This is a genomic window from Nonomuraea sp. NPDC005650, from assembly GCF_040605375.1.
In the GTDB taxonomy this organism is placed as follows: domain Bacteria; phylum Actinomycetota; class Actinomycetes; order Streptosporangiales; family Streptosporangiaceae; genus Nonomuraea.
Map to the genome: position 1 here is coordinate 106,720 of NZ_JBEXCR010000032.1, position 11,530 is coordinate 118,249.

Here is an 11,530-nt window from a genome sequence, read left to right on the forward strand (position 1 = left end):
GCTCCTCAGTGAATTCGCTGTCACGTGCTACTTGGCCAGCACCGCCGAAGGCCGTTCACCGGTTACCCGCAGGAACGCCGACGACAGGTGCCCCGGACTGCTGAAACCACAACGCGGAGCCACCTGGCTCAGCGTCATTCCCCTCTCCAGAAGGTGCGTCGCGTGCGCGATCCGCAGCCGGGTGAGGTACCGGCCGGGGGTCTCTCCCGTCGCCTGCTTGAACACCCGCAGGAAGTGATACGGGCTCAGCCGCACCTCCTCGGCCAGTTCCGCCAGACGCACCGGCTCACTCAACCGATCACGCATGTACGCGATGGCCTTCCGCACTCGGACGTCCTCACGCCTCGTCCGGTCCGGCGAGCGGATCGCCAGATGTGCCACCAGAAACCGCGCGGCCGCATCGGCATAGAGCTCATCCGCACCCGCCGCGGTGGCAGCGGCCAGCGACCTGAGCACCGCGCCGATCAGCTCTGGATTCCGGGCCTGCAGTGCCGGCCCACCGAGCTCGGTAGCCGCCCGGCCGGCCACACCGGCGGGGAGATGGACGTGGATCGACTGCATCGACGCCGTGGTCTCGTACCGCAGGCGGGTCGGTACGCCCGGTGTGGCCATGCCGACCTCGCCCGGCGTGATGGGCGTGGTCCGCCAGCCTTCGCCGGTGTCGACGTGCAGTTGTCCGACGCCGGCGGTGATGAGCCACAGGTGCGTGGCAGCCGCGGCCGGCATGACCATTTCACCGGCGGCCTCCAGGTACTCGAACTTCTGGACGAGCAGCGAGCGCCATCCGGGCCGTTCCCAGCTGCACAACGATCGGCGGACGGACCTGTCCAGGTCCAGGTCGGCGTAACCGCCCATGTCGAAGCGCGATTCCCTCTGCATCAGCTTCTCCGGTACTGGTGACGGGCGGCGTACGCACAACCATGGCGTTACGCTGACTAACTTCAATTACACCCTATAACTATCCCGTTGTTTTCGTCAATTGCGATGGTGATAGCCTCTAACTCGAGGTGGCGTACGAGAACCGGAGAGGCTGCCCCATGGACAGCGATGCGATGAGCCCGCGCGAGCGCTATCGGGCGCAGGTGCAGGCCGAGATCAAGCAGCACGCCTGGCAGCAGATCGCCACCACGGGCGTGTCGGCGTTGTCCCTCAAGGCGATCGCCAAGCACCTGGGCATGAGCGGTCCGGCCCTCTACCGGTACTTCGCCAGTCGCGACGATCTGATCACGGCGCTCATCAGGGACGCCTACCGCAGTCTCGCCGACGCCGTTCGCGAGGCGTACGACTCCGGCGCCGACGTCGCCGCGCTGGCTCACGTCATACGCGCGTGGGCCCTGAGCGATCCCCACCGGTACCTGCTGATCTACGGCACCCCCGTGCCCGGGTATCAGGCGCCCGCCGACACCGTCGCGATGTCGCAGGAGATCATGTCCGTGCTGATCGCCGCTCACCGCAAGACGGAGATCCCGTCGCCGGAAACCCCCTTTGCCGCTCACCTCGACAGCCACCGGCACTGGTCGCCCGATCCCACGGCGCCGGCGGCCGTCCTGCGCCAGGCCATGACGTTCTGGACCCGGCTGCACGGCGTGCTGTCCCTCGAACTCGCCGGCCACTTCACCGGCATGGGCATCGACGTCGCGCTGCTGTACGCCGACGAAGTCGATTCACTGGTGCACTAGAGCCTCGGCCGGTTGTTCCGATACCTGCCGCCGCGCCAGCGGTGCCAGCGTGCGCTGAACGATGAAGTACTCCGCGACCAGCACGTTGCCCAGCAGGGACAGCCACGCGGCCGACTCGTAGACAGAGCTGTACTCCAGTGACGGTATGACATCCAGCAGCGGCAGCATGGCCAGCTGGTAGAGCCGCAGAGTCACAGCGGCGAACGTGAACGCGTAGTTGCGGACCATCCAGATCCGGTGCAACTGCACCTCGCGGCGCCGGATCGCCAGATACGCCTTGGCGGCCGTGTACAACCACACCACGACCAGCCCGAAGAACGCGACCTGCAGCGTGAAGCCGCTCGGCGTCACCGCGGCGGAGTAGAGCGCCGCCAGCGCGGCGGCCAGGACCGAGATCAGGTACACCCGCCCCGCTATGCGATGCGCCCGGGGGAAACGGGCCCGCAACCGCGGCACGAACTGCCACGGCCCGATGACGAGCGCCAGGCCGGCCGGCACCCCATGGATCAGGAGGCTCGTGTAGTAGCCGGGGATGCTCATGTCGAGATTCGGAATGTTCGTGCTTCCGACCAGGTACGGCGGAACGAAGTACGCCGCGATGCCGATCGCCAGCGTGGTGAGAAGACTCCACAGGGTCCACCACCAGCGGCGGCGAACGGCCCGTGACATGGTCGTTGCGGACACGCGAACTCCAATACTTGCGCGGGAACGAGAAGGAAAGGGCGCAATGCGCGAAGTCGGCGGCAGCGGGCCTTCGCCTCGCCACAAGCGATGCCGATCAAGCGGCAACCGTAGGCGCAGGCGGACCATGAAGTCGATGCGGGAGATTGCGGAACAGCGAGCTTGAATTGCGGTCGGCCGAGTGGCCTGCTCTTTGCCTACGCGCCGTTGCCGTCGAATAGGCAACTCCTGCCGATGCGACGGGAAACCAGTCAGTTCATAGTCAGCTCACGACCGCCGGCGGCATACGTTCACCATCGACGAAGAGGAGCACGATGATCTACCACAGCATCCGCATGAAGGCCAGGACGGGCGTGACGCAGGAGCAGGTCGAGGAGGCGCTGGAGAGCATGCGCAACCAGGGCCGGGTCATCGCGGCGGTGAAGTCGTTCGTCGTCGGCCGCGACTACGGAGGCGATTTCGACTGGGGCGGCGTGTTCGTCATCGAGGACCTCGACGGCTACTGGGAGTACCTGACCCATCCGGCGCACGCGCGCACCGACCGGATCGGTATGCCGCTGGTCGAGAAGTATGAGTCGTACGACATCACCGACGATGTCGACCCGCAGCTGGGGGCGAAGATCGCCGACCTGCACCGGCGTCGGTACGAAAGCGACCCCGAACTGGCCGCGCTGCTGGGCACGCTGCCGTAGTGCTCACGAGGCGGTCCACGCCCCGGTCGCACCACTGAGGACGAGCTACACCCTTCCGAGTCTTAGGGTGGGTGGATGATCGAGCGCCGGTCCGGATCCCGCCGGGGGTTGGGCTCTGTCGGACTGGACGCCACCGCCGCCGTGGTGTGTGTGCTGGCGTTCTGGCTGCCGTTGGACAGTCCGTTCGGGGCTCACGTGTCCTGGGGGCTGGTCACGCTGTTGGTCGGCGGCCTGCTGCTGACCTCGCGGTGGCCGCTCGTGGCGTTCGGCATCGCCACCGCGGTCACAGTCGTGGGCCTCGCCCTGAGATTGACCGGCGATCCGTTCGTCGCCGTCGCGTGGACGCTCTACCCCGTGGCGGTCGCCCGCGCCACGCCCAGATCGTTGTCCGTCGTGAAGGTGTCGATCGGCCTGGTCGTCGTGGCGATCGCGCTGCTGGGCAGCGCGGACGGCGAAGGCAGGGCGTTGCGGCACGCCGTACTGAGCCTGCTCGCGCTGGCAGGGGCGTGGGTACTGGGCGGGACGACGCGCCGGGCGGTTCTGGAGGCGGAGCACGCGTCGCGAGCGGAGCGGCAGGCGTCGGTGGTGGCCGAGCGGCTGCGCGTGGTACGGGAGCTCCATGACATCGTCTCGCACTCGCTGGGCACCATCGCGATGACGGCCGGGATCGCGGTACGCGTGCGTGCGGACGACCCCGGCCGGCTGAGGGACAGGCTGGAGCGGATCGAGGCGACCAGTCGCCAGGCGCTCGACGAACTGCGCACCACGTTGGCAGCGGTTCGCGCAGGCGAGGAGGGCGCCGAGCGTCGCCCTCAGCGCGGCGTCGGGGATCTGCCCGCCCTGGCCGAGCGCGCGAGGGCCGGGGGCGTCGCGGTGAGCATGGCTGTCACGGGTGTCGACGCTCTGTCTCCGGGCATCGGCCTGGCCGTGTACCGCGTCGTACAGGAAGGGCTGACGAACGTGGTCCGGCACGCTCCCGGGGCGCGCTGTGCCGTGACCGTGCGTGGCCGGGCCGGCCAGGTCCTGGTCTCCATCGCGGATGAAGGCAGTGGCGTGCGGACGCCGTCGGGTGAAACCGGGTATGGCCTGACCGGCCTGCGGGAGCGGGTGGAGCTGCTCGGCGGCCACTTCTCCGCGGGGCCGAGGTCCGGCGGCGGATTCGAGCTGCGCGCGACCGTCCCTGCGCGAGAGGTGGTGGCCGATGGGTGAGAGCTTGGCCGGGCGTATCAAAGTGCTGATCGCCGAAGACGACGACCTGCTTCGGACGTCGCTGCGCGAACTCGTCGACAGCGACCCGGGGTTGGCCGCCGCCGGTGCCGTGTCCGACGGGCGGGAGGCGGTCGAGTGGGCCGGACGGCTGCTGCCCGACATCGTTCTCATGGACGTTCGCATGCCGGTCATGGACGGCCTGGTGGCGACCCGCGCCATCTGCGAACGGCAACCGGCGACCAAAGTCATCATCTTGACGACGTTCGACCTCGACGAGTACGTCTACGAGGCGCTGCGCGCGGGCGCCTCGGGGTTCCTGCTGAAGAACGCCGTGCCGGAGGACATCCTGAAGGCCGTCCGGACCGTCCACGACGGCAACGCCATGCTCGCCCCAGAGGTGACCAGGCGCATGATCGTGGACTATGCCCGGAGCAGGAGCCGGCCGCGGCCGGGGCCGTCCCCCTTCGGCGCGCTGACCGAGCGGGAGCGAGAGGTCGTGGCGGCCATCGTGCAGGGGATGTCGAACGAGGAGATCGCCGCCGCGCTGTTCCTCAGCCGGGCCACGGTCAAGACCTACCTCAGCCGGCTGTTCCTGAAGCTCGGCGTGCGGGACCGAACCCAGCTCGTGATCCTCGCCTACGAGTCCGGCTACGTGGACACCCTCGCCTGACGGCCGAGTGTCAACCTTTGGCCGATGCGCCTGCCGCCGCGCTCTTGGAACGCTGAGCACCATGATCGAGATAGTCGGACTCACCAAACGCCACGGCGCGAGGCTCGCCGTGGACGACGCCGGTTTCACCGCCGCCCCAGGTCGCGTGACCGGGTTCCTCGGCCCCAACGGCGCCGGAAAGTCGTCCACTCTGCGCATCTTGCTCGGCATGGACCGCGCCGATTCTGGCAGCGCGCTGATCGGCGGCACGCCGTACCGGAAACTCCGCGACCCGCTGCGCACGGTCGGGTCGCTGCTCGAGGGGAGCGGCGCGCACCGGTCCAGAACCGCGCGCGCCCACCTGACCTGGGTGGCTCGCAGCAACGGCATTGCGAAGACCCGGGTGCGCGAGGTACTGGAGCAGACCGGGCTGGCGGAGGTCGCCGGCAAGAGGGTCGGCACCTTCTCGCTCGGCATGGGACAGCGACTCGGCGTGGCGGCGGCCCTGCTCGGCGAACCTGAGGTGCTGGTCCTCGATGAGCCGGTCAACGGCCTCGACCCGGACGGCATCCGTTGGATCAGGCGATTGCTGAAAGATCACGCCAAGACCGGGGGTACGGTGCTGGTCTCCAGCCACCTCATGAGCGAGATGGCGGAAACCGCCGACGACCTGGTGGTCATCAGCGCAGGCAGGATCGTCACGCACGGCCCGCTCGCAGAGGTCACCGCCGGGCACGCCTCGCTGGAGGAGGCGTTCTTCGCCCTGACCACTCCTGCCCACCCCGCTCGCGACGCGTGGAGCGGGTCATGACCCTCGCCCATGCCGTCGCCGGTGAATTGAGAAAGCTCCTCACCCTCCCTTCGGCGCTGCTGTCGCTCGTGCTGGGCGCCGCGTCCACACTCGGATTCGCCGCCATGGCCGCCGACCGCATGCGGAGCAGGCTCGACAGCGGCGACCCCGGTGCGCTGGCCTACAACACCACGATGGACATCGGTTTCAACCTCATCCCGATAGGCACCGTCGCCACGATCGTGCTCGGCGTCGTCATCATCAGCAGCGAGTACACGCCCAACAGCAAGGACCCCGGTGGCGGCCGGCAGATCCTGGCGAGTCTGACGTGCACGCCGCGACGCGGCATGCTGCTCGCGGCGAAGACGATCGTGCTGATCATGGTCACCGGCGGGTTCGCCGCCGTCACGATCCCCGCCACCATCGCGCTGTCGCAGACCCTGCTCGGCCCGCACGGCAACTCGCCGGGTGAGGTGGTGGCAGCGCTCGGCTGGCGGGCCGCGGGCGGCGTCGCGTACTGGGTGCTGATCGCATTGATCGCCTTCGCCGTCACCGTCCTGACCCGCAGCGGCATCCTGCCGTTGATCATGTTCGTCGCGAACACCACGCTGGTGTCGGTCACCTTTCTGCTGACCAGGCTCACCCCGCTGGCCAACTACCTGCCCGATGTGGCCGGGGCCCAGATGATCGGGGTGTTCCAGCGTACGGAAGGCATGCTCGAACCGCTTCCCGGCGGCCTCGTCATGACCGCCTGGGCCGCCGCGCTGCTCGCCGTCGCCGCGCGGGTGTTCGCCCGGCGGGACGCCTGAGAGGACCGCCACGGTGACCAACGACCTCTGGAACACCATCGCAGCGGAACTCCTCAAGCTCCGCACCCTGCCCGCCACACTGATCACCGTCGCCGCGACCGTGCTCGGCACGACCGTGCTCGCCATCGCGTTCGCCGCGGGGCGAGAACACCTCGGCGGCTCCGCCTCGGCCGCCGAGGCCGCGCTGCGGGTCGTCGAGTACGGGCAGATCGGGCACATCCTGCTCGGTATCCTGACCGTCGCCACCGAGTACGCCGGCAGCCAGATTCGCACCACCTTGGCCGCCGTTCCAGGCCGCACGCTGCTCATGACCGCGAAGGCGGCCGCCTACGTGGTGACGGCGCTGCCGGCCGCGTCGCTGACCATCGCCGCGCCCCTGGTCGGGGCCCTGCTAACGCCGGGCATGCGCTGGAGCGGCGAGCACACCGGAGCGCTGTTCGGCGCGGGCTCCTACCTCGTGCTGATCGGCCTGCTCGGCTACGCCGTCGCCGCCCTGATCCGCAACCTGATCGCGGCCCTGGTCACCATGCTGTCACTCGTACTGGTCGTACCGCCACTCCTGGCGGGCGTCACCTCGCTGGCCGGCTACCTGCCCAGCCAGGCCGGGATGCGCATGTACACGATAGGGCCGGCGCCGCTGGAAGGTCTTACGTCTGCCCAAGGCGCGGCTGTCCTTACCGCGTGGCCGGCGCTCGCGCTCGCCATCGCTGTGGCCTCTTTCGTCAAGCGCGATGCGTGACCCGCCAGGGACAGCCGAACAGAGCGCGCCCCTCACGTCATTTCTGCTCCGTCCACGGCTCGTACGCGCTGTCCCCCGGGAGCACCCAGACCGCCGCGGCAGGTCTGGCGACTCGCCGCAGCAGTGTCGTCTTGCCGGTCGCCTTCGAGACCCGGTAGATCGCCACCCCCGTCTTGGTCCTCGATCGCACGATCACGTGTCCGGCCCGGTCGAAGTCCAGGTCGTCGATGTACTGCCCGCGCGGCAGCCGTACGGTCACCGTGCTGCCCGCGCGGCCGGTACGCAGGTTGAGCAGGCGGAGCTGGCGGTACTTGGGGTAGGTGCCGACCGGCACCGCCGCGGTGACGTAGTCGTTCGCCAGTGCGGCCGGTGACAGCCTCGTCTTGAGCCGGGTCCGGGTACGCAGCCCTCGGTCGAACACCACCACCCGTTCCCCTTCCAGCAGCAGTCGCTTGCCGTCCGGGCTGAATCCGCCGAAACCCCACGCGTCCGTCTTTCCCGGAGGCGGCAGTTCCTTGCCTTTCCGCAGGTCCGCGAAGACCCCCACCCCCGGGCCCGAGGTCATCGTGATCACATAGCTGCCGTCGTCCGACACCAACGGCCACTCCTCGTTGATCGAGTACGCCGTGAGGTTCCGCGATACGACCCTTTCCTTGCTGTTCAGAGTGCGCTCGACAAACCGCTCATCTGATTTCCGGAAATAGAAGAAATGCCGCCCGTCTCCGCTCACCAGGAACGGCGCCCGAGAACCGGAATTGACCGCGTCGGCGGGCGCCTTGGCCAGCGCCTCCGGCACCTCGACCACGTCTCCGTCGGTGAGCACCAGTTCCCAGGTCTGCTTCAGCTGCGCGTACGCGATCGTGGCCCGCGTGGCAGCCTCAGCAGGCTGTGCGATCAGCGTGACGGGGGTCAGGATAAGTGCCCCCAGAGCCGTACGAAATCTCATGCATCATGAGATGCCGGAAACTTTAGGAATGTTGCCAGCTCGGCGGAGGGTGCGGCGAGCCGGCCGCGCCAGGCGTTGTAGCCCGGCTCCGACACCTGCGGCACCCGGCAGCCGACCTGCACGGGCAGGCCCTCGCTTGACCATCTCATGCGCGGCGCACCATGGGCCGGCCCCGGCCGACGGACGGCCGGGGCCGGGTGAGCCGGAGGTCAGTCGGCGCAGATGGCGAAGACGCTGATGCCGACGTCGTTGTAGCCGTCCTGGCGGCCGATGCCGATCCAGCCGCGGCCGTCATCGGTGGGGAACGACCCGACCAGGATCGCCCTGTTGCCGCGAGCCTCGGCGCCGCCGCCGAGGACCTTCTTGTTGCCGGGACAGAAAAGCGTGCGGCGCTGGAAGTTGGGGACGTTGGCGTTGGGCAGGGTGACGAGTTGGTAGCCGGGTGGCAGAGCCGATAGGCGGGCGGCCGCCGTGACCGGTGCGGACGCCTGGCTGGCGACGGCGGTTGTCATCAGGCACGCCCCCGCCGTGAGGACGGTGAGGGGGAGGGCCAGGAACCACTTCGACTGCATCGTTCTCCTTCTGTCCTGTCCCCTGACAGCCACGACTCCGGGCAGCGCGCGGCACGCCGGCGAATGCACGCTGACGGTGGTGGCCTGATTGCAGGGGGCAAAAAGGGGCTGACACGATGAGTATCTGCGCTGTCACTCATTGTGTCCATGCGTATCTGTGTTCGGGAGCGCCCGCACCGCGGGGTTGTCCGGTGCCACAACTCACTCGTGGCGCTGGTCTGCGGTTTCGCACGTCGCCAAACGGATCAGGCCGTCGAGTCGTATCCGCCGTGCCTGGTTCGTCATGCGCCGGCGACCTGTGCCCACAGCCGCGCCGTACTCTCCCTGCGCCCCCAGGCGATCACGGCGCAGAGCGCGAGCAGGACCAGCGGCAGCACCACGCTCCCGCCCGACACGAACACCTCGGTCAGCGTCGCGCACACCGCCAGGCCCGCGAACGCCAGCCCGGCCACTCCCGCCAGCCGCGGGACGAACAGCGCCACCGCCCCCGCCACCTCCAGCACGCCCACGAAGTAGCGGAACCAGTCGCCCCATCCGATCGCCTCGAACGTGGAGGCGGAGGGCTCGGCGTTCGCGAACTTGCTCACGGCCGACATCACGAAGAAGCCTGCTACGACGACCTGGAGCGCCCACAAGGCGACGTTGGCCGCGCGGCGGCCGGTGGTGGGGGTTGTCATGACGCAGACGCTAGGGGCCGGCGCGACCAGGGAGAATCGATCCAGGTGCCCGGCAGGGGTGTACCTAGGTGCAGTCGCGGTCGCCGATGCCTCGCCTGGCCTGCCTCACCGTCACGAACACGTTCGGCGCACTGCGGTTGACATGCTCCTGGCGATCTTATCGACACCCATCGGTCCGATTGCTACGTTGATCGTGATCAACCAATCAGCCGAATGACCGGCAGGGTGATGCACTTGCGCGAAAATATCCACCTCGGGGAAGCATCTGCCGTAAGTCGTCGCACGCTCCTTCGAACCGGTACAGGGATAGCAGTGGCAGCCGCCGGCGGCGGCCTTTCCTTGTTCGCGGCTGAATCGGCGTCCGCGACCGTCGCAACATCGCAGCGTTTCGTCTTCGAAGGGGACGGCGACGATCCCGTTGTGCGGGCCGTACTTCACCAGCCTTACTGGGCGATGCAGTCCTTCGCCGTCGACCACGTCCACGAGCACATCTACTTCGCGCAGTCCAAGGTCGGGAGCACGAACGGCGACCTCTGGATGACCAGGACCGACCTGACCGGCAAGGTGCTGGGCGCCATGGCGCTCCACGGGTTCGACCACGGTTCGTCGATGGCGATCCAGCCGGACACGTCCGGATCTCCGTATGTGTGGCTCGCGGGCGACTGGAGGAGCTTGTCCCCCGACACAGCCCCGAACAGCCACACGATCTGCCGCATCAAGTACAGCGACGGGGCCCAGCTCGACTACGCCACGGACGCGGGGGTCCGGAAATTCCCGATCGGGCTCTCCGATTTCCTGGACTGTCCGAGACCGTCGATCGATCCCTACACCAACCGGCTGCTCGTCCGGTACATGGGGACGACGAGCCCGTGGCGCCTCGCGCTGTTCGACCTCCCCGCCGTCATCGACAAGGGCATCAGCGACACCACTCCCGTCCTCGCCAAGCGCGCCCTCCCGACCAACGCCCAGCTCGGGCTCTCCGACTCCGACCTCTTCCAGGGCGTGACCTCGTACGGCCAGTACGCGTACCTCTCCTACGGTGGTCCGCCCGCGAAGCCCACGGACCCGGCCAAGCCGTCCTACCTGGTCCGTCTCGACATGAACAAGACCGGGGGTTCGGTCGAGGAGGTGTACCGGACGAGAGCGGGCGAGTCGCTGCCCGGTCGCGAACCTCAGGGAATGGCGATCTGGCGATCGTCGGACGGCCCGCGCCTCGCGTTCGGCTTCTCCAGCAAGATCAGCGGAACTCCTGACCAGTTCCGGGCGACCGTCTTCTACAAGAGCGACCTCACCTGGTAAGAGCGAGCAGGCGGATGGCGTGGGTCCACTCGAGGTCACCGGCGAGGTCGCCGACTGACACGAAATCAGGAGCCTGCGGTGCGGACTCAGCGAGGGCGAGACCGCACCGCCCGGGGGTCGCCTGTCATGCCATGACGCCTGACCCTAAGATCCGAGGCGTGGCCAGATACTTCGATCTTCATCCGGACAATCCCCAGCCTCGCCTGATCAGCCAGATCGCCGAGATCCTGCGGGCGGACGGACTCATCGCCTACCCCACCGACTCGTGCTATGCCCTCGGATGCCGACCGGGCAACAAGGAGGGCCTCGACCGGATCAGGGAGATCCGCGGCCTTGGCAGCGACCACCACTTCACCCTGGTATGCCGAGACTTCGCCCAATTCGGGCAGTTCGTACACCTGAGCAATGCGCTGTTCCGCCAGGTCAAGGCGGCGACTCCCGGCGGTTACACGTTCATTCTGCCCGCGACCAAGGAGGTGCCGCGGCGGCTGCTGCATCCCCGGAAGAAGACGGTCGGCGTCCGCATCCCTGATCACGTCGTCACCCAGGCGCTGCTGGCCGAGCTCGGCGAGCCGCTGGTGTCCAGCACCCTGCTGCTGCCTGACGAGACCGAACCTTCGACGCAGGGCTGGGAAATCAAGGAGCGGCTCGACCACGTGGTGGACGCGGTCATCGACTCCGGCGAATGCGGCGCCACTCCGACGACCGTCGTCGACTTCTCGCAGGAGGAGCCCGAGATTCTCCGGCGGGGCACGGGAGACACGTCCCTGTTCGAATAGGCGACGCCG

Annotated in this window: 14 protein-coding genes; 9 read left to right on the forward strand and 5 right to left on the reverse strand. The window is 68.3% G+C overall.

The features are described from left to right. Positions 1-27: 27 nt before the first annotated feature. Entirely contained in the window at positions 28-945 is a 918-nt protein-coding gene (locus tag ABZS69_RS43760; RefSeq protein WP_355383271.1) for an AraC family transcriptional regulator, read from the reverse strand. A gap of 92 nt (positions 946-1,037) precedes the next feature. Between ABZS69_RS43760 and ABZS69_RS43765 the strand changes: the two genes are divergently transcribed. Then, the gene (locus tag ABZS69_RS43765; RefSeq protein WP_355383274.1) at positions 1,038-1,679 is read left to right on the forward strand and encodes a TetR/AcrR family transcriptional regulator; all 642 of its coding nucleotides are present in this window, start codon (positions 1,038-1,040) and stop codon (positions 1,677-1,679) included. Here ABZS69_RS43765 and ABZS69_RS43770 read toward each other — a convergent pair. After that, positions 1,665-2,363 (reverse strand): DUF2306 domain-containing protein, encoded by a 699-nt coding sequence (locus ABZS69_RS43770; RefSeq protein ID WP_355383277.1) that lies wholly within the window; start codon positions 2,361-2,363, stop codon positions 1,665-1,667. The genes ABZS69_RS43765 and ABZS69_RS43770 overlap by 15 nt on opposite strands. A 311-nt stretch (positions 2,364-2,674) precedes the next feature. Between ABZS69_RS43770 and ABZS69_RS43775 the strand changes: the two genes are divergently transcribed. From ABZS69_RS43775 to ABZS69_RS43800, 6 genes are all read left to right on the forward strand, one after another. Further along, positions 2,675-3,052: a Dabb family protein gene (locus ABZS69_RS43775; protein ID WP_355383280.1), complete on the forward strand. Its 378-nt coding sequence runs from the start codon at positions 2,675-2,677 to the stop codon at positions 3,050-3,052. A 75-nt stretch (positions 3,053-3,127) separates the two neighbouring features. Then, positions 3,128-4,261 carry a sensor histidine kinase gene (locus tag ABZS69_RS43780; protein ID WP_355383283.1) on the forward strand — a complete coding sequence of 378 codons (1,134 nt, stop codon included), beginning with the start codon at positions 3,128-3,130 and terminating at the stop codon, positions 4,259-4,261. After that, entirely contained in the window at positions 4,254-4,931 is a 678-nt protein-coding gene (locus ABZS69_RS43785; protein WP_355383285.1) for a response regulator transcription factor, read from the forward strand. The genes ABZS69_RS43780 and ABZS69_RS43785 overlap by 8 nt, the downstream gene beginning before the upstream one ends. 61 nt (positions 4,932-4,992) lie before the next feature. Further along, positions 4,993-5,721 carry an ATP-binding cassette domain-containing protein gene (locus tag ABZS69_RS43790; protein WP_355383288.1) on the forward strand — a complete coding sequence of 243 codons (729 nt, stop codon included), beginning with the start codon at positions 4,993-4,995 and terminating at the stop codon, positions 5,719-5,721. Further along, the gene (locus ABZS69_RS43795) at positions 5,718-6,509 is read left to right on the forward strand and encodes an ABC transporter permease (RefSeq protein WP_355383291.1); all 792 of its coding nucleotides are present in this window, start codon (positions 5,718-5,720) and stop codon (positions 6,507-6,509) included. Before ABZS69_RS43790 ends, ABZS69_RS43795 begins: the two co-directional genes overlap by 4 nt. A 13-nt stretch (positions 6,510-6,522) precedes the next feature. Further along, complete coding sequence (locus ABZS69_RS43800; protein WP_355383294.1) at positions 6,523-7,248, forward strand: ABC transporter permease; 726 nt, start codon at positions 6,523-6,525, stop codon at positions 7,246-7,248. Between the two features lie 37 nt (positions 7,249-7,285). Here the strand turns inward: ABZS69_RS43800 and ABZS69_RS43805 are convergent, their stop codons facing one another. From ABZS69_RS43805 to ABZS69_RS43815, 3 genes are all read right to left on the reverse strand, one after another. After that, a complete protein-coding gene (locus ABZS69_RS43805; RefSeq protein WP_355383297.1) occupies positions 7,286-8,194 on the reverse strand; it encodes a hypothetical protein in 909 nt (302 codons plus the stop codon). Between the two features lie 209 nt (positions 8,195-8,403). After that, positions 8,404-8,766 carry a hypothetical protein gene (locus ABZS69_RS43810; RefSeq protein WP_355383298.1) on the reverse strand — a complete coding sequence of 121 codons (363 nt, stop codon included), beginning with the start codon at positions 8,764-8,766 and terminating at the stop codon, positions 8,404-8,406. Between the two features lie 281 nt (positions 8,767-9,047). After that, the gene (locus ABZS69_RS43815; RefSeq protein ID WP_355383301.1) at positions 9,048-9,443 is read right to left on the reverse strand and encodes a DoxX family protein; all 396 of its coding nucleotides are present in this window, start codon (positions 9,441-9,443) and stop codon (positions 9,048-9,050) included. A gap of 420 nt (positions 9,444-9,863) precedes the next feature. Between ABZS69_RS43815 and ABZS69_RS43820 the strand changes: the two genes are divergently transcribed. Continuing rightward, a complete protein-coding gene (locus ABZS69_RS43820) occupies positions 9,864-10,742 on the forward strand; it encodes a hypothetical protein (protein WP_355383304.1) in 879 nt (292 codons plus the stop codon). 131 nt (positions 10,743-10,873) lie between these two features. Beyond that, complete coding sequence (locus ABZS69_RS43825) at positions 10,874-11,521, forward strand: L-threonylcarbamoyladenylate synthase (RefSeq protein WP_355383307.1); 648 nt, start codon at positions 10,874-10,876, stop codon at positions 11,519-11,521. Positions 11,522-11,530: the final 9 nt, after the last annotated feature.